The sequence below is a fragment of the Oryzomicrobium terrae genome, assembly GCF_008274805.1.
GTDB classification, from domain to species: domain Bacteria; phylum Pseudomonadota; class Gammaproteobacteria; order Burkholderiales; family Rhodocyclaceae; genus Oryzomicrobium; species Oryzomicrobium terrae.
Map to the genome: position 1 here is coordinate 2,713,675 of NZ_CP022579.1, position 25,080 is coordinate 2,738,754.

Consider the following 25,080-nt stretch of genomic DNA (forward strand, 5'->3'; position numbering starts at 1 on the left):
GCCCCACCGTAGTGGAGCTTTTCTTCTGTCTGCAACTAAAGATTACTTGCAGCTGGAAGGCAGGTAATTACGAGGAATCGGGTTGGTCGTCCCCGGCTGGCAAACCCAGGTCACTTTACCATTTGTCGGATCACCAGTACCAACCAGAGCAAGAGTCTTAGTATCGATTGCCGTATCATTAAAACCTTGAGCAGTAACAATAATTTGGCCGTTCGTATCACCCGTGCTATTCCAGGTAATCGAATTCACATATTTCGAACTTTGAGATACCACACCAACTGACGTACCATTATTAACAAACTTCAGCTTATCTTGGTAGTATTCAGAAGCAGCCGTTTTAGCCGAGGATGCGGCCAGCACTACTTCAGACATCTTAGCCCGCACCGTGTAGTCCTTGTAAGCGGGTAGAGCAACTGCGGCGAGGATACCGATGATCGCCACGACAATCATCAGTTCGATCAATGTAAAACCCGAGTGGGCTTTTTTCATCATGGTCATGATTATTCTCCGTTAAAAATTGGCCTCATGCGAGGTCACTTTATCCACTGCATGCTTCATGCCAACCTTGATGAAGCCCCTGAACACGGCATAGTCATGAACATGTCTTGCTCATAGTTACCCCATCCGCCGGAACGCTGCCAAAAATTGTCAGCTGGCACGACGTTTTACGGCACATTCGTACAAAAACTGAGCGTATCTGCTTTAGATATGCAATGCCAGCCAGAGCCGTCTTCATACTGCACAACCCCGCACCTTCGCCTCATTCATAGACAAGCAGAGGTTATGAAAAGAATTGAGCCTTAACCTTTGACGCGGTAAAGGAGCAGTCCAATGCCACAAGGGAAGGGGGCAGGGATAGCAAAATTCACGGCGCCATCCTCTCAAATGAAAAGCGCGGATGGTGCTTTCCTTCCTACAGCAAGAATATTTGGTTGTGCTGCAGCATTCGCGGTACGTTTGAACCAGTCAACGCCTCCAGCTCAGCCATTGTTTCTTCAGTCTGACCCGGCTTGAGGTGGGTTACGAAGATTTCGGCGGCACCTCGGTAAGCTGTCAGTTCGGCGGCCAGCAGGGCCGGACAGAGGTGCTTGGAGACGGCAGCCAGGTGCTGTTCCCGATTGGGGAAGGCGCACTCGATGACCAAGGCGCGCAGATCGGCTATGGCATTGAGTAGCGGCCACAGCGCCGGGTTGCAGGTGGTATCGCCGGTAAAGACAAAACTGCCTTGGCTGGAGGCCAGGTGGTAACCCACCGCCGGCACGGTATGTTCGGCTGGCAGGGCGGTGAAACGCCGCGGGGCATCGCCCCAGCTCTCGCCCACTTCTAGAGGGGCGTAGCGCAGCACCGGCGCTGCGGTATCCGGGATGGCAGAAAAGTCGGGCCACACCGCCCAGTTGAATATATGCCGGGTCAGGGTATCGATTACTGCTTGGGGAGCGTGCACCGTGAGTGGACGGCCATCACGGCGATCCATCACCGTATCCAGTAGTAAGGGCAGACAGGCGATATGATCGAGGTGGGCATGGGTGAGAAAGACGTGGTCGATCGCCGCCAATTCCCCCAATGACAGATCGGCAACGCCGGTCCCCGCATCGATCAGCACATCGTGATCGACGAGAAACGAGGTCGTGCGTAGATGGCGCCCCCCGATGCCGCCGCTGCAACCGAGCACGCGGATTTTCATGAGGAGGATTCCATCGCGCTGGAGTGAAACGCCATGCGTACAGTGGCGATCTCAATGATGTCGCCGTTGGCCAACATTTGCCGGGGCGCAGTCACCGGGCGGTCGTTGACCAGGGGGCGGTGCGGTCCTTCCACGTACTGGATGGCATAGCCGCCCGGTTCGCGCACCACCCACACCACCTGGACCCCGGGTTTGCCCAGCGTGGTTTTCTCTTTTTCCAGGTCCAGCCGACGACCGTTGTTATTGCCGTTGAGCACCTGCAGGTAGGCACCGCCGCTGCCGGATGCAGGCCCTGCCGTTGCGGCAGTGGGGGAGCCCGCCACCTGGGAAGACGTCGCCTGACTCCGCATAAACGCCGACTCCGTGCCCCGCCCTGCGGCGGCGGCGCCCTCGCTACCGGTTACGGTCAAAGGTTCGCCGTAGCCGCTCGGATCGCCAGGCTGCGGTTTTTCATTGAAAAACTTTAACTTGTACTTGCCAAGCTCGATGATGTCGCCGCTTTGCAGCACCACTTTCTTCACCGGCTGGCCATTGACCAGGGTGCCATTGGTGCTGTCCAGGTCTTCGAGAAACGAATCGTTGAGCACGGTGACAATCGCCGCATGTTCACCGGAAATGGCCAGATTTTCTATCTGTATGTCATTGCTCGGCTTACGGCCGATGGAAATGCGCTGCTTGCTCAATTCCACTTCCTTGAGCACCAGTCCATCCATGGACAACACCAGCTTCGCCATCAATCGTCACTCCGTCAGCACAGCGGCATTGCGGAATTGTGGCAGCGGCGTTCCGGCCGCGTCAAACCGCAATGGCGCCAACTGTGCAATCCGTCGCATCCAGCCCTAAAGCTAGGCATCCTCGGCTTCGGCCTCGCGAATGTCCTGGCGATTGGCCAGCCAACGCCCCAAGGCAACGACCAGCACCGCCCCCAAGGCGCCACCTAGCCAGTGGTGAAAGGGCGCCCCCGGAGCCTCGGTCCCCAGCCATTGATTCAGGTGCGGGTGGATGACCGGATCAGTCACCAACATGCTGCCGGCGACCCAGCCCAGCAGGCCGCCGCCGGCCGTGATGATGACCGGAAATCGATCCATCAGCTTCATCACGCCCTGGCTGGCGCCGATGATGAACGGCACGCTGACCGCCAAACCAAAGAGAATCAGGGGAAGGCTGCCTTCTGCCGCAGCCGCAACGGCAACGACGTTATCCAGGCTCATTACGAAATCGGCAGTGATGATAGTTCGCACGGCCCCCCACAAGTGTTCGGAAGCGGGCAGGTTGTGCTCTTCCTCCGACTCGGGCACCAGCAGTTTGACACCGATCCACAACAACAGCAGTCCGCCGATTATCTTGAGAAAGGGCAGATCGAGCAGGCTGGTGGCGAAAAAGGTGAACAACACCCGTAGCCCCAGGGCCCCGGCAACACCCCAGAGTACCCCCTGGCGACGCTGCTCGGCCGGTAGGTTGCGACAGGCCAGGGCGATCACCACGGCGTTATCGCCGGAGAGAAGGATGTCAATGACGATGATCTGGGCGACGGCAATCCAGAACGCGGGGTTATCCAAAGCGACGGTCATACGAATAGGGTCAATCGGCAATTACCGCGGGCAGTTCCACGCAGCAGTGATTCAACAAAGCACCAGCGAACCAACGAAAAAGGGGCAGGCACAACGGCCTGCCCCTCCGATTGCCGGATTCCGGCAATCACTTCCTTACAGCAGGGACTTGAGCAGCCGGCCCATCTCGGACGGGTTGCGAGTCACCTTGAAGCCGCACTCTTCCATGATGGCGAGCTTGGCATCGGCGGTGTCGGCACCACCGGAGATCAGCGCGCCGGCGTGGCCCATGCGCTTTCCCGGGGGGGCAGTCACACCGGCGATGAAGCCAACGATCGGCTTCTTCATGTTGGCCTTGCACCACATGGCGGCTTCAGCTTCGTCCGGACCGCCGATCTCACCGATCATGATCACGGCGTCGGTGTCGGGATCGTCGTTGAACATGCGCATCACGTCGATGTGCTTGAGGCCGTTGATCGGGTCGCCGCCGATACCGACCGCGGAAGACTGGCCGAGACCGATTTCGGTCAGCTGGGCCACGGCTTCGTAAGTCAGGGTGCCGGAGCGGGAAACCACGCCGATGCGGCCCTTGCGGTGAATGTGACCGGGCATGATGCCGATCTTGATTTCATCGGGGGTGATCAGGCCGGGGCAGTTGGGGCCGAGCAGCAGGGTTTCCTTGCCACCGGCGGCAACCTTGGCCTTCATCTTGTTGCGCACTTCGAGCATGTCGCGGACGGGAATGCCCTCGGTGATGCAGATGGCCAGATCCAGGTCGGCTTCGACGGCTTCCCAGATGGCTGCGGCTGCGCCGGCAGGCGGCACGTAGATGACGGACACGGTGGCCCCGGTGTCAGCGGCGGCTTCCTTGACGGACCCGTAGATGGGGATGTCGAAGATCTTTTCGCCGGCCTTCTTCGGGTTCACGCCGGCCACGAAGCAGTTCTTGCCGTTGGCGTATTCCTGGCACTTTTCGGTGTGGAATTGGCCGGTCTTACCAGTGATACCCTGGGTGATGACCTTGGTGTCTTTATTGATCAGGATGGACATTCAGTAACTCCTTACTTGACCGCAGCGACGATCTTCTCGGCCGCTTCGGCCATGGTGTCGGCGGCGATGATCGGCAGACCGGAATCCTTCAGGATCTGCTTGCCCAGGTCTTCGTTGGTACCCTTCATGCGCACCACCAGCGGCACGGACAGGTTCACTTCCTTGGCAGCGGTGACCACGCCGGTGGCGATGGTGTCGCACTTCATGATGCCGCCGAAGATGTTGACCAGAATGCCTTTGACCTTGGGGTTCTTGAGCATGATCTTGAAGGCTTCAGTGACCTTCTCGGTGGTGGCGCCGCCGCCCACGTCCAGGAAGTTGGCCGGCTCGGCGCCGAACAGCTTGATGGTGTCCATGGTGGCCATGGCCAGACCGGCACCGTTCACCAGGCAGCCGATGTTGCCGTCCAGGGAAATGTAGGCCAGGTCGAACTTGGAGGCTTCGATTTCGTCCGGGTCCTCTTCATCCAGGTCGCGGTAGGCGACGATTTCAGGATGACGGAACAGGGCGTTGGAGTCGAAGTTGAACTTGGCGTCCAGAGCCTTGATGTTGCCGTTGCCTTCCAGGATCAGCGGGTTGATTTCCGCCAGGGAAGCATCGGTTTCCATGTAACAGGTGTACAGCTTCTTGAAGGTATCGATGGCCTGGGCCTGGGAAGCCTCGGGAACGCCGATCCCCTTGGCCAGTTCCAGCGCCTGGGCGTCGGTCAGGCCGACGGCCGGATCGACGAACACCTTGATGATCTTCTCAGGAGTGCTGTGGGCAACTTCCTCGATGTCCATGCCGCCCTCGGAGGAGGCCATCATGGCGACCTTCTGGGTGGCACGGTCAGTCAGGGCCGCCACGTAGTATTCCTTCTTGATGTCGGCGCCGTCTTCAACGAGCAGGCGACGAACCTTCTGACCTTCGGGGCCGGTCTGGTGAGTCACCAGCTGCATGCCGAGGATCGCGTTGGCGTGCTCGCGCACTTCGTCCAGGGACCGGGCCAGCTTCACGCCGCCGCCCTTACCGCGGCCACCAGCGTGGATTTGGGCCTTCACCACCCAGATCTTGCCGCCCAGGGTTTCCGCTGCCTTCACCGCCTCGTCGACGGAGAAGCAGGGGATGCCGCGGGGGGTCGCCACGCCGAACTTTCTCAGGATCTCTTTCCCCTGATATTCGTGGATCTTCATGCGATTTCCTTGCTTGAGTTGAGTTGCGGGGCAAATGCAGGCGGAAGTGTGAACAAACCCTTCCTACCCGACCGATTGGCTACAACGCACGGGGTCATTACCCGCATCGCCCTTGCAGGCTGAGAGGGTATGCGGCGTCGCAACCGAAACTGATACCGGCTGTTGCGGGGCAACAGGGGGAGAGGATGGCGCAGCAGCGGCAACGGGGCCAGCAGCGCTCTCCTCGGGGGAGGCACCACCCCGATACCAGCGCGGATAGTAGCGCCGGACCACTGGAGTGGTGGTTTCCAAAGCATGACACCGGTCGAGCTGGTATGGCTTCTGACCGGTGTCTTCGTTGTCGGTGACCTCGCTGGCGTAGGTCTGCAGGGCCGCAGTGGGAATCTGCAGAGCCAGTTCGGTGAGGTGGGAGCAGCCGAGAACGCCGCCGAGACGTTCCTTGATTGCCTGGCGGAACCCCTGAAAGAGATTGAGACCGATCAGCGCGTCGTAAGCGGGGGCGATGTCATCACAATGACCCATGAAGGGCGTAGCGTCTGAAGACGCCGCCACTTGCACCACGGTGAAGTGCGCATCGATGGTCACGCGCAGCCACATATCGTGCACCGCTTCGCCGCGAAGGCGCAGACCGGAGGACAGCTGGTAGTCGTGATCCTTGGTGTCGGTCAGGCGCGCCTCGATGTCCCACAGGCCATCGTCGCGTTTATAGCCTTCCAGCACCACCTGGCGGAGGTGCATCCGCCGGCGGGGCGCGGACGGGGGAGGCAGAGGCATCGGCGTCGAATCCTGGGACGGGGATGAAGTGGAGAGGCTGACGCCAGGCACAAATAACCTGGTCGCAAACCCGGCGACTAAGCCTCTCATTCTAACACAAAGCCGCGCCAAGCCGCCCCCGTTTTGAATACATAATTACGGAATCAGGTTACACAACTCGAATTTTCCGCAAAAAATGACGAAATGCAGGACTTTGTCACTGATCTTCATTAACAAATCGAGACTGGTTCTACGGCGTCTTGAGAATGAGAGATATCATTCGCCCTGTCCCGCAGCTGACGCTGCGTAACCTCTTTTGGCATATAACCCTCACCGACAGCTTCATATTCGGAACCTGCACACCCATGAAAACCATTTTCCTGGTGGATGACTCCGCCACCATCCTGCTCAGCATTTCCAGCATCCTCACCAAGGCTGGCTACGCCGTTGAAAAAGCGGCCAACGCCGAAGAAGGCCTGCGCAAATTCCAAGCCGGCACCAAGGCCGACCTGCTCATCACCGACCTCAACATGCCCGGCATGAACGGTATCGAATTCATCAAGGAAGTGCGCAAGCTGGCGGCCTGCCGCTTCATGCCCATCCTCTTCCTGACCACCGAATCCGAACAGAGCAAGCGCCTCGAAGCCAAGGCGGCCGGCGCCTCCGGCTGGATCGTCAAACCGGCCACCGCCGACCAGCTGCTCAACACCATCAAGCTGGTGCTGCGCTAACCCTTTCCGCCTAGGAGCACCTCACGATGCCCCAGTCCCTGTTCGGACGGATCACCCTGGTCTACCTCGCCGTCGCCCTGAGCGCGGCCGTTGTCGTTTTCTTCGCCCACGATTGGTTCCACAGCAACCTGCTGTCCGGCATCGGCATCGCCCAACCCCTGGGCGACGCGGTTGGCACCGTGGTCATCCTCGCATCGGCCTTTCTCGGCCAGCGCCTGGTATCCATCGCCTTTTTCCGCGACTACGCCTACGGCATGGCCACCGCTGCCCGGGACATGTCGGCCAAAGGCAGCGCCGTACGCACCATTACCGATGAAGTGGCGGCGGAGCTGAATAGCGTCCCCGACTTCAACGAAGTACTGCGCGGCCAGCTCAAGGACGTCACCGCTGAAACCGAAACGGCGGCCTACCAGATCACCGAACGCCTGCAGGCCATCGACGACGTAGTCACTCGGCTCAACAACTTTGTGCAGGCAAGCTCGGACCAGGCCAGCCAGCGCATCGAATCCGCCGAAGCCCGCATCAACGACAACGCCCACCTGATCGAGGAGATGCGCTCCTATATTCAGGCTCGTCTCGAGGACGCCGAACGGGACCAGCAACGGGTCAACCAAGTGGTCAACGACGCCCGGGCTCTGGGCTCCCTCACGGGACTGGTCAAGGACATCGCCGCCCAGACCAACCTGCTCGCCCTCAACGCCGCGATCGAAGCCGCCCGGGCTGGCGAAGCCGGCCGCGGCTTCGCCGTGGTGGCCGACGAAGTGCGCAAGCTGTCCTCGGAAACCGAAAGCGCGGTACAAAAGATCAACCAGGGTATCTCCGGGGTAGCCGACTCGATCGCCACCCAATTCCAGGACAAGCTCTCCCATTCCAGCCTGGATCGAGAGCGCACCGCCCTGGAAACCTTCGCCGACCGGCTGAGCGAGTTGGGCGGCCGCTACGAGGACCTGATGCGCAGCGAGGCCACCGTGCTCAGCACCATCCGCCAATCCAGCGAAGAACTGGCTCAGATGTTCGTCGAAGCAGTGGCTAGCGTGCAATTCCAGGATGTCACCCGACAGCAGCTCGAACAGATTTCCGACGCCCTCGGACAACTGGCCGCCCATACCAAGATTCTCAGCGAACGGTTGCGCCAGTCCGACGACGAGAGCTTGAGTTACCGCCCCCTGGCCGAGCACCTTGACGATCTATACGGCAAATACGTCATGCAGCGCCAGCGCGATACCCACGCCCAAGCCCTGGGCAAGGCGGTGCCCGCCGGTGCCGCTGCCGAGGCAGCCAGCGCTCCGCCCCAAGTCGAACTGTTCTGACCCAACGCCGAAAGCCCGCCATGTCCGCCCCCCTGCGCCTGACGTTCACCGACGACATGACCATCTACAACGCCGCGCCGCAAAAGGCCCAGTTACTGGAAGCCCTGGAAGCCGGCCAGGACCTGGAGATCGACCTGTCCCTGGTGGCCGAGATCGATACCGCCGGTTTTCAGTTGCTACTCCTGGCCAAACGCGAAGCCGCCAGCCGTGGCCATGCGGCGCGCATCGTCGCCCACAGCCCGGCAGTACGCGAGGTCATCGACTTCTACCGCATGGCCGCCCATTTCGGCGACCCCTTGATCATTTCCGCCCGGGAAGGAGAGCAACGCCATGGATGAGCTGCTGGCCGTCTTCGCCCAGGAAGCCCGAGAACAGGTCGCCGCACTGGAGGCCGGACTGCTCCAGTTGGAGGACACCCCCGACGATGCCGACCTGATCAACGGAATTTTCCGTGCCGCCCACACCGTCAAAGGGGCCGCCGGAACGGTGGAGTGCGATTTCATCGTCGCCTTCACCCATGCCGTGGAAAGCGTCCTGTCCCGTCTGCGCGAGGGGGAAATCAGTGCCAACGGCGATCTGGTGGCCCTGCTACTGGCCTGCTCCGACCACATGGCCAGCCTGATTGGCGTGCTCGAAGCCGGGCAAAGCGCCCCCCCCGAGGAGTTGGCCATTGAAGGCCGCGACCTCAAACATCGCCTTGAAACCGACTGGCTGCAAGCAGGCGGCGGTGCCCATCCGGCGGAGAAAATCGAGCCGGTGCAAACCTCCGGCGGCGGATTGGTGGCGGGTGGCGACTGCTGGCACATTTCGCTGCGCTTCGGTGCCGACGTGCTGAAGAGCGGCATGGACCCGCTCAATTTCCTGCGCTACCTGGCCACCCTGGGCAGTATCGACAGCCTGGAAACCCTCACCGAGGCCCTGCCCCCCGCGGCGGAGATGGACCCGGAAAACTGCTACCTCGGTTTCGAGATCCGCTTCCGTAGCAGTGCCGACAAGGCGGCCATCGAACAGGTCTTTGATTTCGTGCGGGACGACTGTGAACTGCGCATCCTCCCGCCCAACAGCAAGGTCCACGACTATATCGGCCTGATCGCCGCGCTGCCGGAGGACCCGCTCAAGCTCGGCGAGATCCTGGTGCGCATCGGCGCCCTGACCCAGGCCGAGCTCGACGAGGGGCTGACCCGCCAGACTGAAACCAACGCCGCCCCCGTCGCCGCTACTGCCGACACTCACCCGGTGCACCACCCCTTGGGGGAAATCCTGGTCGAGCAAAAGGTTGTCCAACCCGAAGTGGTCGAAGCCGCCGCCGCCAAGCAGAAGCAAGTGGCCGACAAGAAAGCCGCCGAAGCCCGCCTGATCCGCATCCAGGCCGACAAGCTTGACCGTCTGATCGACCTGGTGGGCGAACTGGTGATCGCCGGCTCGGCGGTCAACCTGCTCGCGTCCAAGGCTGGCCTGGCCGATCTCACCGAATCCACCGGTGTCGTCAGCCGGCTGGTGGAGAACATTCGCGACCAGGCCCTGGCGCTGCGCATGGTGCAGATCGGCGAGACCTTCGGCCGCTTCCAGCGGGTGGTGCGCGACGTCTCCCGGGAACTCGGCAAGGACATCGAACTGGTCGTCAAGGGCGGCGAAACCGAACTGGACAAGAGTGTGGTCGAGAAGATCGGCGATCCGCTGATGCACCTGGTACGCAACGCCATCGACCACGGCATCGAATCCGCCGAGACCCGCCAAGCCGCCGGCAAGGACGCCCGCGGGCGCTTGTTGCTCAACGCCTTCCACGACTCGGGCAGCATCGTCATCGAAGTGGCCGACGACGGTGGCGGCCTCAATCGCGACCGCATCCTGCAGAAGGCCATCGATAAAGGTCTGGTGCCACCGGGCCAGACACTCTCCGACAACGAGATCAACCACCTCATTTTCGAGCCCGGTTTCTCCACCGCCGAACAGGTCTCCAACCTGTCCGGCCGAGGTGTCGGCATGGACGTGGTGAAGCGCAACATCCAGGCCCTGCGCGGCCGGGTGGACATCCACTCGGAGCCCGGTCGGGGCACCCGCTTCGCCATCCGCCTGCCGCTGACTCTGGCCATCATCGACGGCTTTTTGGTCGGTGCCGGACGCGCCTCCTACGTGGTGCCCCTGGACGCAGTAGTGGAATGCCTGGAGCTGCAACTCGACTCCGACGCCCGCAACGTCCTCAACCTGCGTGGCGAAGTGCTGCCCTTCATCCGCCTGCGCGACCTGTTCGGCATCGAAGGCGAACGCCCGGTGCGGGAGAACGTGGTGGTGGTCAAGGTTGCCGGACAGAAGGCCGGCCTGGTGGTGGATCAGCTGCTGGGCGAATTCCAGACGGTGATCAAACCCCTGGGGGCCCTCTTCCGTCACCTGCGCGGCATTGGCGGCTCGACCATCCTGGGCAGCGGCGAAGTTGCCCTGATCCTCGACGTGCAGGCCCTGGTCCAGATTGCCAGCCGCACGGAAGATCAGCGCCGCAGTTCATCCGCCCCCCTCCCTCGCCAGGAGGCGCACCCAGCCTTGCTTTCCGGCCCCCAGACTTGATCGGCTGCGCCCGGGCGGCGTAGCCATCCAACCTGATTCACGTTTCGACTTCCCCCCATTTCAACTTCTTCCAGATCGGAGATCCCCTTATGTTCGGCAACCTACGCATCGGTGTTCGCCTAGGCATCGCCTTCGCTACCCTGCTGATCCTGCTGATCGGCATTTCGGTGCTCGCCATCGGCAAACTCAATCAGGTCAACGACGATATGAACCGTATCGTCAATGAGCGTTTCCCCAAGGTGGTATCGGCCAACTCCATCATTGACCAGCTCAATATGGCCGCGCGGACGACCCGCAACATGCTGCTGCTGGACAACCCGGAAGCCATCAAGCGCGAAGCCGACCGTATTCCGCCGGCCAGCAAGATCATTTCCGAGCAAATGGCCTTCCTGGAAAAAGAAGCCAAAACAGCTGAGGAAAAAAACACCATTGAAAAGGTCAAAGCAGCCCGTGCCGGCTACACAGAGCAACTGCGCAAGATGCTGGGCCTGATGGAAAAGAACCAGCGCAGTGAAGCAGTGACGGTCATGCTGGGCGATATGCGGACCACCCAGCAGGCCTACTTCAAGGAACTGGAAGCGCTGATCAATCAGGAAACCCAGTCTATGCAGGACGCGGGCAAGGCTGCCGATGCACTGGCCCAGTCCACCCGGACCCAGCTGATCATCGCCGCCGCCGTTGCCGTGCTGATTGCCCTTGTCTTCGCCATCTTCATCACCCGCAGCATCACCCGCCCCCTGGTGGAAGCTGTGGGTGCGGCCAACCGCCTGGCCGAAGGCGACCTGACCCTGACGCTAAACGCCCAGAGCAAGGATGAAACCGGCCAGCTGCTCGCCGCCATGAGCCACATGGTGGGCAAGCTGTCCCAGATCATCGGCGAGGTGCGCGGTGCGGCCGACGGCCTGTCGTCTGCCTCTCAGGAGGTTTCGGCCACGGCCCAGAGCCTGTCCCAGTCCGCCTCGGAACAGGCCGCCAGCGTCGAGGAAATCACCTCCACCCTGGAAGAATCCGCCGCCTCGGTGACCCAGAACTCTGAAAACGCCAAGGTCACCGACGGCATGGCCGCCAAGGCCGCCCAGGAAGCCGGTGAGGGTGGCGCTGCCGTCACCGAAACGGTTGCTGCCATGAAGAAGATCGCCGACCGCATCGGCATCATCGACGACATTGCCTACCAGACCAATCTGCTGGCGCTGAATGCCGCCATCGAGGCCGCCCGGGCCGGCGAACACGGCAAGGGCTTTGCCGTGGTTGCCGCCGAAGTGCGCAAGCTGGCCGAACGCAGCCAGGTTGCCGCCCAGGAAATCGGCGAACTGGCCGGTTCCTCCGTCAGCCTGGCGGAAAAGGCCGGTCGCCTGCTCGACGAGATGGTGCCGTCGATCCGCCGCACCTCCGACCTGGTGCAGGAAATCTCCTCGGCCTCCGAAGAGCAGAATTCCGGTATCAACCAGATCAACCAGGCCATGAACCAGCTCAACCAGGCGACTCAGCAGAACGCCTCGGCCTCGGAGGAACTGGCTGCCACCGCCGAGGAAATGGGCGCCCAGGCCGAACAACTGCAAGGGCTGATGCACTTCTTCCGCATCGATGAGGAAGGGCAGCGCAGTGCGCAGCGCAGCCCTGCCCCCGCCGTCCGTACCGCTGCCCCCCGGGCCGCAGCACCGGCCCCCGCCCGTTCGGCGCCCCTGGCGCTCGACGAGCGCGACTTCGAGCGTTTCTGAGGAGATCGCCATGGGCCAGATCGTTCCCCAAGCCGCCACCGTCCTGAGCGTCGGCACCCCGGCCACCACCCTGGCTACCGGGGCGGAAGCCCACCAGGTGCTGACCTTTACCCTGGGCGGTGAGTTGTTCGCCATCGGCATCCTCAACGTCAAGGAGATCATCGAGTACGGCCAGGTTACCGAGATCCCGATGATGCCCAGCTTCATCCGCGGGGTGATCAACCTACGCGGCGCCGTGGTGCCGGTGATCGACCTGTCGGCCCGTTTCGGCGGCAGTCAGAGCGCCGTCGGCAAGCGCACCTGCATCGTCATCGTCGAGACTCCAACGGGCGAGGAAGGCCAGCGCCAGGACATCGGCGTGGTAGTGGATGCGGTTTCCGAAGTGCTCGACATCCCACCGGGCGATGTTGAGCCCCCCCCCGCCTTCGGCGCTCGCCTGCGCACCGACTTCATCGCCGGCATGGGCCGGGTGGCCGGGCGCTTCGTCATCATTCTCGACGTGACCAAGGTCCTGTCGGTGGACGAGCTGGCCCTGCTCTCCAACCTGGACGGTGCGGCTGCCAGCACGGCCCAACATCCCGGCCACGATGGCTGATACCCGCGCGGCAGCAAGTACTGCCTCCCGCGAGATCGGCGCCCTGACGGCGAAGGAGTTCGCCCTCTTTCGCGACCTGATCTATTCCCTGGCCGGCATCGCCCTGTCCGAGGGCAAGCAGGTGCTGGTCTCCGGGCGCCTGGCCCGACGCCTCAAGGAACTGGGGCTGAGCAGCTACGGCGAGTACTACCGGCTGGTCACCTCGGGCCAGCACCCGGAAGAGCAGCAACGCATGGTGGATCAGCTGACCACCAACGAGACCTACTTCTTCCGCGAGCCGAAGCACTTCGACTTTCTGGCCAAGGTGGCGGCCGAGCACGGCCGCCGCCCCTTTCAGGTCTGGAGCGCGGCGAGTTCCTCCGGCGAAGAGGCCTACACCATGGCCATGGTCCTGGCGGAAACCCTGGGACTCAACGCCCCCTGGCAAATTCTCGGTTCGGACATCAGCCGCCAGGTGCTGGAACGGGCCGAGCGCGGCCATTACTCCCTGGACCGGACCGACGGCATTCCCCCGGGCCTGTTGCGCAAATACTGCCTGAAGGGAGTACGCAGCCAGGCGGGAACCTTCCTGATCGGCCGCGAATTACGCGAGCATGTGACATTTCGCCCAGTGAACCTCATTGCGCCGCTGCCGGACATCCCGAGCTGTGATGTAATCTTCCTGCGCAATGTGATGATCTACTTCGATCAAGAAACCAAGCGCCAGGTGGTGGCTAATCTCACCTCCCGGCTCAAGCCCGGCGGGCATTTCATCGTCGGCCATTCGGAAACCCTCAATGGCATTTCCGAAACCTTGAAGAGCGTTGCGCCAACCATCTATCGCAAATCCTGATCGCCTTACCGTTGCCGCGCCCCTGGACCCGCCAGCCCTCGTGACCGTACCTCCCGCCACCCTATTCCCGGAAGATGCGCGTTCCCAGCCCCTTACCGAGGTGTTCCTCAATCCTGGCGAGTTCCACTTCGGGGGTGGCCGAACCCGCATCCGCACCTTGCTGGGCTCCTGTGTCGCCATATCGTTGTGGCACCCGCAACGACACATCGGCGGCCTGTGTCACTACATGCTGCCAAGCCGGAGCGGTAAGCCCGTAACGCCCCCGGACGGCCGCTACGCCGATGAGGCGCTGGCTCTCTTCGATGCCGCCATCCGCCGCGCCGGCTGCCGCCCGGAAGAGTTCGTCGCCAAGGTGTTCGGCGGTGGCAACATGTTTCCGGGACGGGAAGCCAAGGCCGGGCTGGAGGTGGGCATGCGCAACATCGAACAGGCGGAAGCCCTGCTGAAGGCCCGTCGCATCCCCATACTCGCCCGTCACCTAGGCGGTGACGGGCATCGCAAATTAGTATTCGACCTGTGGAGCGGCGATGCTTGGCTCGCCTTCCAGGAAGCCCCCCGCGACCCGACGAGGACACATTTATGAGCGCCCCCATCAAGGTCATGATCGTGGACGATTCCGCCGTGGTGCGGCAGGTCGTCCGGCAAACCCTGGCCAACGCCCCGGGTATCGAAGTGCTCGGTGCCGCCCCGGACCCCCTCTTTGCTCTGGAGCACATGCGTCGGCAATGGCCCGACGTGATCGTGCTCGATATCGAAATGCCCCGCATGGACGGCCTGACCTTCCTGAAGAAGATCATGGCCGAGCGCCCCACCCCGGTGGTGATCTGTTCAACCCTGACCGAGAAAGGCGCCCAGGCAACCATGGATGCCCTGGCGGCCGGAGCGGTCTCCATCATCACCAAACCCAAGGCCGGACTGAAGCAGTTTCTCGAAGACGCCCACTCCGACCTGGTCGGTGCCATCAAGGCCGCCGCCCGGGCCAATGTGCGCAAGCTGATTCCATCCCTGCCCACCATAGGAGCCGATGGCGTGCTCAAAGTGCCGCCCAAACTCACCGCCGACGCCATCATCTCCCCGGGATTGGGGACCGGTGCGGGCATGATCGGCACCACTGAAAAGATCATCGCCATCGGCACCTCCACCGGTGGCACCCAAGCCCTGGAAGCGGTGCTCACCCGTCTGCCGGCAGTCTGTCCGGGCATCGTGGTGGTGCAGCACATGCCAGAAAAATTCACCGCCCTGTTTGCCGAACGGCTCAACAGCCTGTGCCAGATCGAGGTACGGGAGGCCAAGCATGGCGACCGGGTCCGCCCTGGTCTGGCGCTGATCGCTCCAGGCGGCAAGCACATGCTGCTGTCGCGCAGCGGCGCCCAGTACACCGTGGAAGTAGTGGATGGCCCCCTGGTCAACCGCCACCGCCCCAGCGTGGATGTACTGTTCCGCTCCTGCGCCAAGTTCGCCGGCAAGAACGTGCTGGGCATCATCATGACCGGCATGGGTGACGATGGCGCCAAGGGACTCAAGGAGATGGCCGATGCCGGGGCCCATACCGTGGCTCAGGACGAAGCCAGCTGCGTGGTCTTCGGCATGCCCAAGGAAGCGATCAAGCTGGGTGGTGCCAAGACGGTGCTGCCCCTGGAACGGATCCCCGAGGCCATCCTGGCCGCAGCGCGGGGCTGACAGCTAGATCATCCCGGCTTCCGCCGCGATCGCCGGCAGCAGGTAGGTGGTTTGAAAGTGGTCGGCCCCCACCGGCGGGCTGACCAGGTAGCCCTGCATGTAGTTGCACCCCAGGTCGGCGAGAAACGCCTGCTGCGCCTCGGTTTCCACACCTTCGGCCAGCACCAGGAGCTTGAGCGAACGGGCCATATTGACGATGGTCGCGGCAATGGTCGCATCGTCGGCACTGGTGGCGATGTCGCGGACAAAAGTACGGTCGATCTTGAGCTTGTCGATGGGGAAGCGCTTCAGGTAGGCCAGGGACGAGTAGCCGGTGCCAAAGTCGTCGATGGACAGGCTGACACCGCGCTGTTTGAGACGGTCCAGCAACTCCAGAGCCCGCTCCGCATCCTGCATCATGATGCTCTCGGTCAATTCCAGCTCCAGCAGCTGCGGCGGCAGACCGCTGTCGGCCAGGGCCGCCACCACCGACGCCTCAAGCCCGGAATGGCGGAACTGCAGGGCCGAGATATTCACAGCCACCGGCACCGGCGACAGGCCCTGAGCCTCCCGGATCAGTTGCCATTCCCGCGCCTGGCGGCAGGATTCGCGCAGTACCCACTCCCCCAGGGCAATAATCAGTCCGCAATCCTCGGCCACCGGGATGAAGCGTCCCGGCGCCACCAGGCCAAGGTCCGGATGCTGCCAACGCACCAAGGCTTCCATTCCGACCAATTGGTCGCGTTGCTCGCCGATCAGGCCCACCTGGGGCTGGAAGTGCAGCACGAACTCGTTGCGTTCCAACGCCCGGCGCAGACTGGTTTCCAGAGAGAGGCGCTCAAGCACCCGAGCATTCATGTCAGCGGTGAAGAAGTGGAAGGCATTGCGTCCCGACTCCTTGCTGTAATACATCGCCGTATCGGCGTTCTGCACCAGCGCCGTTGCATCCCGGCCATCGTCAGGGAAGACGCTGATGCCGATGCTGGCCGTCACTATCAGGTCGTGGCCATCCACTTCGTAGGCTTGTCCCAGGGAGTGCAGCAACTTGCTGGCGACCACCGCCGCATCCTGGGGTGACTCGATGTCCGGCAACAGCACGACGAACTCGTCGCCGCCCGGGCGGGCCACCGTATCGGTGGCCCGGACTTCGGCCTGGATACGGCTCGCCACCTGCCGGAGCAAGCCATCGCCGATCTGATGGCCGAGAGAGTCATTGATGTTCTTGAATCGGTCCAGGTCGAGAAACAACACGGCCAACTGGCGCTGGTCCCGATCCGCATGCGCCAGGGCCAGAGCCAGGCGATCCGCCAGCAAGGTCCGATTGGGCAAATCGGTAAGCGGATCGTGCTCGGCCAAATGGCGAATGCGGGCCTCGGAGTTCTTGCGCTCGGTTATGTCGGCGAACACCGCTACGAAGTGCCGCCCCGCATTTTCGCCCGCCGGCGAGGTACGCATGTAGCTGTCGTTGACGACGAAGATCGACAACCACTCAGGGAAAATCTCGCCGCTCTTGCGGCGGTTCCAAATCTCGCCTTGCCAGCTCCCCTGGTAGAGCAGCGATTGCCACAGGGCGGCGTAAAAGTCCTTATCGTGCCGCCCCGAGGCCAGAATGCGTGGATCCTGGCCGATGACTTCCTCGGGTGGATAGCCGGTGATCGCGGTAAACGCCTTGTTCACCGAGAGGATGCGGTTGTCCGCATCGGTGATGACGATTCCCTCGCCGGAACCTTCGAACACCGTGGCCGCCAGCTGCAGTTGGGCCTCGGCACGGCACCGGGCGGTGATGTCATGCACGATCGAGTAGGTCAGCAAACGGCCGCGCACTTCCAGTGCGCCGGCATGGACCTCCACTTCGCGCACATCGCCGCTGGCCAGACGATGGCGCAAATGGAAGCAGGGACGCCCTTCCCGTTGCGCTGCCTCCTTTTCCACCGCCACCTCGTCCGGTCCCAGCGCGCTGATGTCCCAGACCGACATGCCCACCAAGGCTTCGTGAGCATAGCCGTAGAACCGGCAGGCGGCCGGATTGGCGTCCACCACCCGGTGGCTCTGGGGGTCCGACAGGAGCATCACCGAAGTGTTGTTCTCGAACATCTGCCGATAGCGGGCTTCGCTTTCGTGCAACGCCTCTTCCCGGCGGCGGCGGTCGTCGATGTCCTCGACCATGATGATCAAGCCTTTATCAGGCTGACTCGTGTCGAGCAGACAGGCATAGAAATTTGCCCAGAAAACACGCCCCGAGCGATGCCGGAAGCGGCGCTCGAACTTGGCCACCCCGCCCTGCAGCAAGGCAGGATAAAGCTCCTGGCCGAACGCCAGGAAGTCGTCATGATCCAGGTAATAGGGCTCCACGCTCTGGTTGGCCGCTTCGGCGGGGCTCCAGCCGAACATCGCCTCGAACACCCGGTTGACCCGGATCAGGCAGCGCTCCTGGACCAAGCCAATGACGATAGGACTGGCATCGAGGATCGACTGCAGTTCGTTGGCCCGCTCTTCTGCCAAGCTCCGGGCCCCCGCCAACTCCTGCAGGATGGAACGGAACTCCTCGGCAATACGGCCGATTTCATCGCGGCTGGCCGGAGTTGGTGCCAAAGGCATCTTGGCAATCTGGGTCGGATCGGTTCGCAGGTGGCGGATGTGATTGCGCAGCCGGGCCAGGGGGGCCACGATGCGTCGCGCGCCGAACCAGACGGCGCCGCCCATCAGTGCCGTACCGACGAAGAGAAAGGCAATGACCGTCCGCTGCAGTACAAAAATGGGGGCATAGGCTTCGGCGGCGGGCAGTACTGCGGCCACGACCCAGCCGGTGGAACGTACCGTACGGAAGGCCATGACCGCCGGCTCCCCGTAGCTTGTCCTTCCATCGCGGACCCCCTCAAAGCCTTGTAGGGCCTGGTCGAGCCAGGGGTTGGCGCCATAGGGCGCCACTTCCTTGAGGATGCGCTCGGGAAAGCGGCTAACCAGAGCGATCCGATTCTGGGTAAACACGGAAAAGTGCCCGGTTTTTCCCACCTGGCGGGTCGCTAAACCGCCGAGGAAACCCGGCTGAGCGATACGCAGCAACCCGACTAAATAGCCGCTCACTCCCCCCTCTGCATTGCGTATCGGCGCCAGAATGGCCTGGACCGGCTCCTGCAGGATGGGCCCCAGGTAAGGCGGCGGGATGATCACGCCGGCACTGGCAACTTCACGGCCGTAAGGAAGATAGGGGGTGAAGTTGTTGCCGGGACGACCGACACGCCCTTCCCGGGGAGGAAAATCGGCGATGACCACACCCGTGCCATCGAGCATCACCAGTTCATCGAACAGTTCCTGGAGTGCTTTCTGATCGGCCAGAAAGGCTGCGGCCGCCCTGCCTTGCATCTCCCCACCTGCGCTGGCCGCCGCCGCACTGAGGGCCGCGGTGTTGAGACGCATGCGCGCGTCGATTTCGCTGGCCACCTGGGTGACCAGGGTGAACTGCTGATCGGCCAGGGTCTGACGCAGCCGCTCCTGGGTCACCTGTAGCTGGACCAGGGCCCCGACCCCAAGCAGTACGGCAACGATCAGGGTCAGGATCAGGGTGGACTTGGTCTTGAACTTCATCGTCTCCGCCCTTCCCCCAGGCCAGGCACCCCAGCCCCTCCCGCAAGGGCTGCGATGGGGAGGAGGCAGGCGCGACGAGTCATGCCCCTATATACAGGGAACACGATCGACCGTGGTATGACAGATGCCACACCACGGCACTCCCTGCGCCTCAGGCAAAAACCACGGTCAAGCCACCCACGCCCTCAACCTGGCCTTCCAGGCGGTCACCGCGATTCACCGGTCCGACCCCGGCCGGCGTGCCGGTAAAGATCAGGTCGCCCGGACGCAGTTCGACCAGGGTGGACAGGTTGGCAATGACTTCGGGAATCGACCAGATCATCTGGTTGAGGTTGCCCTGCTGGCGTACCTGGCCATTGATCGTCAAGGTCACTGCCCCCGCTTCCGGATGGCCGATGTCAGCGGCCGGTGCCAGGGCCGAGACCGGCGCAGACTGATCGAAGCCCTTGCCCATGTCCCAGGGATGGCCCTTTGCCTTGGCACGGGCTTGCAGGTCGCGCCGGGTCAGATCGAGGCCCACGGCGTAGCCGAACACCTTGCCGAGCGCCTGCGCCACCGGGATGTCCCGCCCACCGCCCGCCAGCGCCACCACCAGTTCGACCTCATGGTGCAGGTCCTGGGTTGCCGGCGGATAAGCCACACTGACGGCGATAGCCGCGGTGTCGCACGGCACCACCCCGTCGGTAGGCTTGCAGAAGAAGAACGGCGGCTCCCGGTCCGGATCGTGCCCCATCTCGCGAGCGTGATCGGCGTAATTGCGACCGACGCAGAAGACGCGGCGCAGAGGAAAACGGTCGGAACTGCCGGCAACAGCCAAGGTGGGCAGTTCGGGGCGGGGCAGAACGAGGCTCATGGAAACTCCTGGGGGGAAGCGCTGGTTTTATTTGAAGTAACGAAGGCCGGCCAGACCGGCAACATCGGATAGCAGCTGGTACAGGTAGCAGCTGGGACCGCCTCCGGTCACTCAGGCCGGATTGTCGATATCGACGAACTCCCAGTCGATACCGAAATGCTCCGCCACACGGCGGGCCAGAGCTTGAATGCCATAGCGCTCGGTAGCGTGGTGGCCGCAGGCCAGGTAGGCGACACCGGTCTCCCGGGCAAGATGCACCGTCGGCTCGGAAATCTCGCCGGAAATATAGGCATCCGCGCCAGCAACCACGGCCGCTTCAAGGTAGCCCTGGGCGCCTCCGGTACACCAGGCGATGCGCCGCAAGGGGCGGTCCTCTCCCACCACCAGGGGGCTCCGTCCAAGGGCCTGGCCGACCCGCGCGGCCAACTCCTGCAGCGTCATTGGCTGGCAGGGCCGACCGAGCCAACCGATGTCCTGTTCGCCGAAGCGTGCATCCGCCACCAATCCGAGCCGCTCGGCAAGTTGGGCGTTGTTGCCCAACTCCGGATGGGCATCAAGGGGCAGGTGATAAGCCAGTAGGTTGAGCTCGTGGTCGATCAGGGTCTTGATGCGGCGCTGGCGAATGCCGACCAGGGTGGGATTTTCGCCACGCCAGAAATAGCCGTGATGGACCAGTACGGCGTCGGCTCCCCGGGCTACCGCTGCATCGAGCAGGGCCTGGCAGGCGGTGACCCCGGCAACGATCTTGCCGACCCGGGAGCGGCCTTCCACTTGCAGACCGTTTGGGCAATAATCCTTGAACCGCGCTGTTTCAAGGATTTCATCGAGGTAACGCGCCAGTTCGGCAGTGGCCACCGATGTCTTCATGAGCGACCTCCGCACGCCCGATGTCGCACCCCAGGGATATCCATCAAATCTCGCAGTTTCCACAGCGCGCCGGCCGGCTCTGCGTTTCTCGCCGTCATCATTTCACCCATTTTGTCTTTCCGAAAACGCCCATGCGCAGGTTCTGGCTGATTTTTGCACAAACGGTGACCATCAGTCTCGCCGTTCTCTTCGTCGTCTCCACCCTCAAGCCGGAATGGCTCGGGCGGGGCAACGGCATCGTGGCCCTGCACGAAGTCGCGGCGGGCAGCGACCAGGTGTCGGCCGCCGCCGGGTTCCGCGACGCGGCCAAGACCGCCCTCCCCTCGGTGGTGCACATTTACACCACCAAAGAGGTCAAAACCCCGCGCCACCCCCTGCTCGACGACCCGGTTTTCCGTCACTTCTTTGGCGACCGTTTCGGCGACAGCGACAATGAGCCGCAACAAACCTCGGGCCTGGGTTCAGGCGTGATCGTCAGTGCCAACGGCTACATTCTGACCAACTACCACGTGGTGGAAGCCGCCGACGACATCGAGGTGGCCTTGGCCGACGGCCGCAAGAGCAAGGCCCGCATCGTCGGCAGCGATCCGGATACCGACCTGGCGGTGCTCCAGATCAAGGGGGCCGACAAATCCCCCCTACCGGCCATCACCTTCGGCCAGATGGATTCGGTCAAGGTCGGCGACGTAGTGCTGGCCATCGGCAACCCGTTCGGCGTCGGCCAGACGGTGACCATGGGCATCGTCTCCGCCCTGGGGCGCTCGCACCTGGGGATCAACACCTTCGAGAATTTCATTCAGACCGATGCGGCCATCAACCCGGGCAATTCCGGCGGCGCCCTGGTGGATGCCTCGGGCAACCTGATCGGCATCAACACCGCCATCTATTCCCGTTCCGGCGGCTCCCTCGGTATCGGTTTCGCCATTCCGGTTTCCACGGCCAAGGCGGTGATGGAACAGATCGTCCAGAACGGTACGGTGACCCGTGGCTGGATCGGCGTCGAGGTCCAGGACATAACCCCGGAACTGGCGGAGTCCTTCCGGCTCCCGAGCAGCGACGGCGCCCTCATCTCGGGCGTCGTGCGCGGTGGGCCGGCCGATGCGGCCGGTGTCAAACCCGGCGATATCCTCGTGGCCGTTGGCGGCAAGAAGGTCGAGGATCCGGAAACCATGCTCAACCTGGTCGCCAACCTGCATCCCGGCCAAAGCACCGCTTTCAAACTGCGCCGCGGCCAGGGCGAGGTCGAGCTGAGCATCAAGATCGGCAAACGCCCGCCGATGCGTCGCCCGACGCCGAGCGAAGACGAATAAGCCATCATCATCCAGCGGAGTTACCCCGGAGTCATCCCATGTGTCAGCTTCTCGGCATGAACTGCAATGTGCCGACCGATATATGTTTTTCCTTTACCGGCTTCACCGCCCGGGGCGGACTGACCGACATCCACCAGGATGGCTGGGGCATCGCCTTCTTCGAGGGCAAGGGCGTCCGCCTGTTTCTCGATCCGGAACCCTCCGCCGCGTCGCCGGTGGCCGCCCTGGTCAAGCAGTACCCGATCCGCTCACGCAACGTCATCGCCCACATCCGCAAGGCGACCCAGGGACCGGTCGGGCTGGAGAACACCCACCCATTCCGGCGTGAACTGTGGGGGCGCTACTGGATCTTCGCCCACAACGGCAACCTTCTGAACTTTTCCCCGGTGTTCACCGGACCTTACCGCCCGGTCGGCGAGACCGATAGCGAAAAGGCATTCTGCTATCTCCTCGAGCACCTGCGCTTGCGCCATGGCGACACGCCCCCCGACCAGGCAGCACTGTTCGCGACCATTGCGGAAGTGGCGCGGGAGCTGGGTAGCCAAGGGGAATTCAATTTCCTGCTTTCGGACGGACAAGCGCTGTACGCCCACTGCTCGACCCGGCTTACCCACATCATCCGGCGCGCGCCCTTTGCCAAGGCGCACCTGACCGATCAGGACGTGACAGTGGATTTCAGCGAAGTCACCACGCCTGACGACCGGGTCGCCGTAATCGCCACCACGCCGCTGACCGATGACGAAGTGTGGTCGTCCCTCCCCCCCGGCTCCCTATGGTTGTTTGCCGATGGCGAAGTCGTCCGCCAGGCGGCGACCGTCGCCGCACCACCAAAAAAAACCGCCTGATCAGGCGGTTTTTTTCTCGCTCTCGGCTTCCCCTTCGGGTTTTCCTGAACCGATGAAGCGGGCCAGGAACAAGCCCAGTTCGTAGAGCAGGCACAGGGGCACCGCCAGCATGAACTGGGAGACCACGTCCGGCGGCGTAAACACGGCAGCGATGATGAAGGCACCAACGATCACGTAGGGGCGGGCGGACTTCAGCTTGTGCAGTTCGACGATGCCCATGCGCACCAGCACAATGACGATCACCGGCACTTCAAAGGTAACGCCGAAAGCCATGAAGGTGGTCATGACGAACGACAGGTACTTGTCGATGTCGGTCATCCAGGCCACCCCTTCCGGCGCCACCTTGGCCATGAAGCCGAACACCGTGGGGAAGACCAGGAAGTAGGCAAAGGACATGCCGAGGACGAAAAGCAGCAGGGACGCCACCACCAGTGGCAGCACCAGGCGCTTTTCATGGGCGTACAGCCCCGGGGCAATGAAGGCCCAGACCTGATAGAGCACGTAGGGCAAGGCGATCAGGAAGGCCACCATCATGGCGACCTTCATGGGCACCAGGAACACCCCGACCACATCGGTGGCGATCATCTGCCCCCCTTGGGGCAGGCTGGCAATCAGCGGCTGGGCCAAAGCAGCATAGAGTTCCTTGGCCCACGGGAACAGGCAGATGAACACGATCACCACCGCCAGGATCGCCCGGATCAGGCGATCCCGCAGTTCGATCAGGTGCGAGATGAAGGAATCTTCCTGAGATGGAGGCTGCGACGTGTCGCTCATGGACGCTCGAAAATAAGAGAACGGGGTGCTCGAGCCAGGAAGGCGTCGCCGGGCTCAGCCCTTGGCAACGGGTTCCGTGGCAGAGGAAGAGGTAGGCAGGGCAGAGCCGAGGCCGGAATGGGTGGGGACTTCAGTGCTCGCCACCGCGACGGGGGATTCGGTGGCGGATGGCTCGGCCGATGCCGGTGCCTCGCCAGCCGCGGTGATCTCATGCCCGGCCTGCTCGGCCGTGGCCACGGTGTCGGACAGGGCTTGGGCCACGTCGTCACCTGCCCCCTTGACCTCGGCAAAACCGCTCTGCAACTGCTTTTCGGCATCGCGCAGATCGGTGGTGAGCTTTTCTTCCACCTGCCGGGCCGACTCGGCCACTTCGGCTTGGAGCTTTTTCAACTCCTCCAGCTGCATCTCGCGCTGGATGTCGGACTTCACATCCGACACGTAGCGCTGCAGGCGGCCAAGCAGCAGACCGGCAGTACGGGCAACCTTGGGCAGACGTTCGGGGCCGATGACCACCAATGCCACCACGGCGATGACGATGAGCTCGGTAAAGCTGATGTCGAACATAGGGAATGTAGAGGGAGAGGAAAGGGATGAGGCACCTGGCAGCATTGCGCCTGGCGCCCCCCTCTACGATCAGGACTTGGTCTTTTCCTTGATCTCGCCTTCGATGGTCTGCCCACCGGGGATCTGCTGGGAAGGCTGGGCAGGCGCATCCGCCTTGCTATCGCCTTCCTTGAGACCATCCTTGAAGCCCTTCACCGCGCCGCCCAGATCCTGGCCGATATTGCGCAGCTTCTTGGTGCCGAACACCAGGAGGACGATGACCAGTACGATCAGCCAGTGCCAAATGCTAAAGCTACCCATGAAAATCTCTCCTTAAAATCGTTTCAGCATGGGACCCACAGGCTCGGGGCCGCCCACGATGTGCATGTGCAGGTGCATGACTTCCTGCTGGCCGATAGGGCCGGTGTTGATGATGGTGCGAAAACCGTTGGGACTACCGTTATCCACCGCCAGCTGCTGGGCAACCTGCAGCATCTTGCCGAGCACGGGAACGTCCGCCGGAGTGGCGTCGGTCAGGGAGGTGATGTGCCGCTTGGGAATCACCAGGATATGCACCGGACGCTGCGGGTGGATATCGTGAAAGGCCAGCAGATCCTCGTCCTCGTAAGCCTTCTTGGAGGGGATTTCCCCCCGGACGATCTTGCAGAACAGGCAGTTGTCCATCGA

The 25,080-nt window shown here is 62.6% G+C and carries 25 protein-coding genes; 11 read left to right on the forward strand and 14 right to left on the reverse strand.

The window, feature by feature from the left end; translation table 11 throughout:
• Positions 1-42 precede the first annotated feature (42 nt).
• From OTERR_RS12260 to OTERR_RS12290, 7 genes are all read right to left on the reverse strand, one after another.
• Positions 43-498, reverse strand: coding sequence for a pilin (locus OTERR_RS12260; protein WP_425466015.1), 456 nt, complete (start codon positions 496-498; stop codon positions 43-45).
• Between the two features lie 415 nt (positions 499-913).
• Positions 914-1,684, reverse strand: a complete 771-nt coding sequence (locus tag OTERR_RS12265; RefSeq protein ID WP_149425936.1) for an MBL fold metallo-hydrolase — start codon at positions 1,682-1,684, stop codon at positions 914-916.
• Positions 1,681-2,418, reverse strand: a complete 738-nt coding sequence (locus OTERR_RS12270) for an FHA domain-containing protein (RefSeq protein ID WP_149425937.1) — start codon at positions 2,416-2,418, stop codon at positions 1,681-1,683. The genes OTERR_RS12265 and OTERR_RS12270 overlap by 4 nt, the downstream gene beginning before the upstream one ends.
• A 111-nt stretch (positions 2,419-2,529) precedes the next feature.
• Positions 2,530-3,255, reverse strand: a complete 726-nt coding sequence (locus tag OTERR_RS12275; protein ID WP_149425938.1) for a TerC family protein — start codon at positions 3,253-3,255, stop codon at positions 2,530-2,532.
• 135 nt (positions 3,256-3,390) lie between these two features.
• Positions 3,391-4,284, reverse strand: a complete 894-nt coding sequence (gene sucD / locus OTERR_RS12280) for a succinate--CoA ligase subunit alpha (RefSeq protein ID WP_054621285.1) — start codon at positions 4,282-4,284, stop codon at positions 3,391-3,393.
• A gap of 11 nt (positions 4,285-4,295) precedes the next feature.
• A complete protein-coding gene (gene sucC, locus OTERR_RS12285; protein ID WP_054621286.1) occupies positions 4,296-5,456 on the reverse strand; it encodes an ADP-forming succinate--CoA ligase subunit beta in 1,161 nt (386 codons plus the stop codon).
• Positions 5,457-5,519: 63 nt separating this feature from the next.
• The gene (locus tag OTERR_RS12290) at positions 5,520-6,194 is read right to left on the reverse strand and encodes a DUF2889 domain-containing protein (protein ID WP_342780103.1); all 675 of its coding nucleotides are present in this window, start codon (positions 6,192-6,194) and stop codon (positions 5,520-5,522) included.
• A gap of 380 nt (positions 6,195-6,574) precedes the next feature.
• On the opposite strand from OTERR_RS12290, the gene OTERR_RS12295 reads away from it, so the two are divergent.
• From OTERR_RS12295 to OTERR_RS12335, 9 genes are all read left to right on the forward strand, one after another.
• Entirely contained in the window at positions 6,575-6,940 is a 366-nt protein-coding gene (locus OTERR_RS12295) for a response regulator (protein ID WP_054621287.1), read from the forward strand.
• A gap of 26 nt (positions 6,941-6,966) precedes the next feature.
• Positions 6,967-8,250 (forward strand): methyl-accepting chemotaxis protein, encoded by a 1,284-nt coding sequence (locus tag OTERR_RS12300; RefSeq protein ID WP_149425940.1) that lies wholly within the window; start codon positions 6,967-6,969, stop codon positions 8,248-8,250.
• A 20-nt stretch (positions 8,251-8,270) separates the two neighbouring features.
• A complete protein-coding gene (locus tag OTERR_RS12305; RefSeq protein WP_149425941.1) occupies positions 8,271-8,588 on the forward strand; it encodes an STAS domain-containing protein in 318 nt (105 codons plus the stop codon).
• Positions 8,581-10,812, forward strand: coding sequence for a chemotaxis protein CheA (locus tag OTERR_RS12310; protein ID WP_149425942.1), 2,232 nt, complete (start codon positions 8,581-8,583; stop codon positions 10,810-10,812). Before OTERR_RS12305 ends, OTERR_RS12310 begins: the two co-directional genes overlap by 8 nt.
• 89 nt (positions 10,813-10,901) lie before the next feature.
• On the forward strand, positions 10,902-12,530 hold the full coding sequence (locus tag OTERR_RS12315) for a methyl-accepting chemotaxis protein (protein ID WP_149425943.1): 1,629 nt from the start codon (positions 10,902-10,904) through the stop codon (positions 12,528-12,530).
• A 10-nt stretch (positions 12,531-12,540) separates the two neighbouring features.
• Positions 12,541-13,125 carry a chemotaxis protein CheW gene (locus OTERR_RS12320; RefSeq protein WP_149425944.1) on the forward strand — a complete coding sequence of 195 codons (585 nt, stop codon included), beginning with the start codon at positions 12,541-12,543 and terminating at the stop codon, positions 13,123-13,125.
• On the forward strand, positions 13,118-13,957 hold the full coding sequence (locus tag OTERR_RS12325) for a CheR family methyltransferase (RefSeq protein WP_149425945.1): 840 nt from the start codon (positions 13,118-13,120) through the stop codon (positions 13,955-13,957). The genes OTERR_RS12320 and OTERR_RS12325 overlap by 8 nt, the downstream gene beginning before the upstream one ends.
• Positions 13,958-13,997: 40 nt before the next feature.
• Positions 13,998-14,540, forward strand: coding sequence for a chemotaxis protein CheD (locus OTERR_RS12330; protein WP_054621294.1), 543 nt, complete (start codon positions 13,998-14,000; stop codon positions 14,538-14,540).
• A complete protein-coding gene (locus OTERR_RS12335; protein ID WP_149425946.1) occupies positions 14,537-15,637 on the forward strand; it encodes a protein-glutamate methylesterase/protein-glutamine glutaminase in 1,101 nt (366 codons plus the stop codon). The genes OTERR_RS12330 and OTERR_RS12335 overlap by 4 nt, the downstream gene beginning before the upstream one ends.
• 3 nt (positions 15,638-15,640) lie before the next feature.
• Here the strand turns inward: OTERR_RS12335 and OTERR_RS12340 are convergent, their stop codons facing one another.
• The 3 genes from OTERR_RS12340 to OTERR_RS12350 all read right to left on the reverse strand — a co-directional run bounded on the left by OTERR_RS12340 (position 15,641) and on the right by OTERR_RS12350 (position 20,909).
• Positions 15,641-19,201, reverse strand: a complete 3,561-nt coding sequence (locus OTERR_RS12340) for a bifunctional diguanylate cyclase/phosphodiesterase (RefSeq protein ID WP_149425947.1) — start codon at positions 19,199-19,201, stop codon at positions 15,641-15,643.
• Between the two features lie 151 nt (positions 19,202-19,352).
• Positions 19,353-20,054, reverse strand: a complete 702-nt coding sequence (locus tag OTERR_RS12345; RefSeq protein WP_149425948.1) for a fumarylacetoacetate hydrolase family protein — start codon at positions 20,052-20,054, stop codon at positions 19,353-19,355.
• A gap of 111 nt (positions 20,055-20,165) precedes the next feature.
• Positions 20,166-20,909 carry a Nif3-like dinuclear metal center hexameric protein gene (locus OTERR_RS12350; RefSeq protein WP_149426542.1) on the reverse strand — a complete coding sequence of 248 codons (744 nt, stop codon included), beginning with the start codon at positions 20,907-20,909 and terminating at the stop codon, positions 20,166-20,168.
• Between the two features lie 143 nt (positions 20,910-21,052).
• On the opposite strand from OTERR_RS12350, the gene OTERR_RS12355 reads away from it, so the two are divergent.
• The gene (locus tag OTERR_RS12355) at positions 21,053-22,231 is read left to right on the forward strand and encodes a Do family serine endopeptidase (RefSeq protein ID WP_149425949.1); all 1,179 of its coding nucleotides are present in this window, start codon (positions 21,053-21,055) and stop codon (positions 22,229-22,231) included.
• Positions 22,232-22,269: 38 nt separating this feature from the next.
• The gene (locus OTERR_RS12360; protein WP_149425950.1) at positions 22,270-23,076 is read left to right on the forward strand and encodes a class II glutamine amidotransferase; all 807 of its coding nucleotides are present in this window, start codon (positions 22,270-22,272) and stop codon (positions 23,074-23,076) included.
• On the opposite strand, the gene tatC is transcribed toward OTERR_RS12360, so the two are convergent.
• The 4 genes from tatC to OTERR_RS12380 all read right to left on the reverse strand — a co-directional run bounded on the left by tatC (position 23,077) and on the right by OTERR_RS12380 (position 25,077).
• A complete protein-coding gene (gene tatC, locus OTERR_RS12365) occupies positions 23,077-23,850 on the reverse strand; it encodes a twin-arginine translocase subunit TatC (protein ID WP_054621301.1) in 774 nt (257 codons plus the stop codon).
• A 54-nt stretch (positions 23,851-23,904) separates the two neighbouring features.
• Positions 23,905-24,414 (reverse strand): Sec-independent protein translocase protein TatB, encoded by a 510-nt coding sequence (tatB, locus tag OTERR_RS12370; RefSeq protein WP_082396957.1) that lies wholly within the window; start codon positions 24,412-24,414, stop codon positions 23,905-23,907.
• 69 nt (positions 24,415-24,483) lie between these two features.
• Positions 24,484-24,714 carry a Sec-independent protein translocase subunit TatA gene (gene tatA / locus OTERR_RS12375; protein WP_054621302.1) on the reverse strand — a complete coding sequence of 77 codons (231 nt, stop codon included), beginning with the start codon at positions 24,712-24,714 and terminating at the stop codon, positions 24,484-24,486.
• Positions 24,715-24,726: 12 nt separating this feature from the next.
• Positions 24,727-25,077, reverse strand: coding sequence for a histidine triad nucleotide-binding protein (locus OTERR_RS12380; RefSeq protein ID WP_149425951.1), 351 nt, complete (start codon positions 25,075-25,077; stop codon positions 24,727-24,729).
• Positions 25,078-25,080 lie beyond the last annotated feature (3 nt).

Excerpts from the sequence above, each read along its gene's own strand:
- OTERR_RS12265 (WP_149425936.1), bottom strand. The coding sequence starts at position 1,684 with ATGAAAATCCGCGTGCTCGGTTGCAGCGGCGGCATCGGGGGGCGCCAT.
- OTERR_RS12325 (WP_149425945.1), top strand. The coding sequence starts at position 13,118 with ATGGCTGATACCCGCGCGGCAGCAAGTACTGCCTCCCGCGAGATCGGC.
- tatA (WP_054621302.1), bottom strand. The coding sequence starts at position 24,714 with ATGGGTAGCTTTAGCATTTGGCACTGGCTGATCGTACTGGTCATCGTC.
- OTERR_RS12355 (WP_149425949.1), top strand. The coding sequence starts at position 21,053 with ATGCGCAGGTTCTGGCTGATTTTTGCACAAACGGTGACCATCAGTCTC.
- OTERR_RS12310 (WP_149425942.1), top strand. The coding sequence starts at position 8,581 with ATGGATGAGCTGCTGGCCGTCTTCGCCCAGGAAGCCCGAGAACAGGTC.
- tatB (WP_082396957.1), bottom strand. The coding sequence starts at position 24,414 with ATGTTCGACATCAGCTTTACCGAGCTCATCGTCATCGCCGTGGTGGCA.
- OTERR_RS12295 (WP_054621287.1), top strand. The coding sequence starts at position 6,575 with ATGAAAACCATTTTCCTGGTGGATGACTCCGCCACCATCCTGCTCAGC.
- OTERR_RS12345 (WP_149425948.1), bottom strand. The coding sequence starts at position 20,054 with ATGAGCCTCGTTCTGCCCCGCCCCGAACTGCCCACCTTGGCTGTTGCC.
- OTERR_RS12360 (WP_149425950.1), top strand. The coding sequence starts at position 22,270 with ATGTGTCAGCTTCTCGGCATGAACTGCAATGTGCCGACCGATATATGT.
- OTERR_RS12270 (WP_149425937.1), bottom strand. The coding sequence starts at position 2,418 with ATGGCGAAGCTGGTGTTGTCCATGGATGGACTGGTGCTCAAGGAAGTG.
- OTERR_RS12260 (WP_425466015.1), bottom strand. The coding sequence starts at position 498 with ATGACCATGATGAAAAAAGCCCACTCGGGTTTTACATTGATCGAACTG.
- OTERR_RS12335 (WP_149425946.1), top strand. The coding sequence starts at position 14,537 with ATGAGCGCCCCCATCAAGGTCATGATCGTGGACGATTCCGCCGTGGTG.
- OTERR_RS12300 (WP_149425940.1), top strand. The coding sequence starts at position 6,967 with ATGCCCCAGTCCCTGTTCGGACGGATCACCCTGGTCTACCTCGCCGTC.
- OTERR_RS12290 (WP_342780103.1), bottom strand. The coding sequence starts at position 6,194 with ATGCACCTCCGCCAGGTGGTGCTGGAAGGCTATAAACGCGACGATGGC.
- tatC (WP_054621301.1), bottom strand. The coding sequence starts at position 23,850 with ATGAGCGACACGTCGCAGCCTCCATCTCAGGAAGATTCCTTCATCTCG.
- sucD (WP_054621285.1), bottom strand. The coding sequence starts at position 4,284 with ATGTCCATCCTGATCAATAAAGACACCAAGGTCATCACCCAGGGTATC.
- OTERR_RS12315 (WP_149425943.1), top strand. The coding sequence starts at position 10,902 with ATGTTCGGCAACCTACGCATCGGTGTTCGCCTAGGCATCGCCTTCGCT.
- OTERR_RS12380 (WP_149425951.1), bottom strand. The coding sequence starts at position 25,077 with ATGGACAACTGCCTGTTCTGCAAGATCGTCCGGGGGGAAATCCCCTCC.
- OTERR_RS12275 (WP_149425938.1), bottom strand. The coding sequence starts at position 3,255 with ATGACCGTCGCTTTGGATAACCCCGCGTTCTGGATTGCCGTCGCCCAG.
- OTERR_RS12305 (WP_149425941.1), top strand. The coding sequence starts at position 8,271 with ATGTCCGCCCCCCTGCGCCTGACGTTCACCGACGACATGACCATCTAC.
- OTERR_RS12320 (WP_149425944.1), top strand. The coding sequence starts at position 12,541 with ATGGGCCAGATCGTTCCCCAAGCCGCCACCGTCCTGAGCGTCGGCACC.
- OTERR_RS12340 (WP_149425947.1), bottom strand. The coding sequence starts at position 19,201 with ATGAAGTTCAAGACCAAGTCCACCCTGATCCTGACCCTGATCGTTGCC.
- sucC (WP_054621286.1), bottom strand. The coding sequence starts at position 5,456 with ATGAAGATCCACGAATATCAGGGGAAAGAGATCCTGAGAAAGTTCGGC.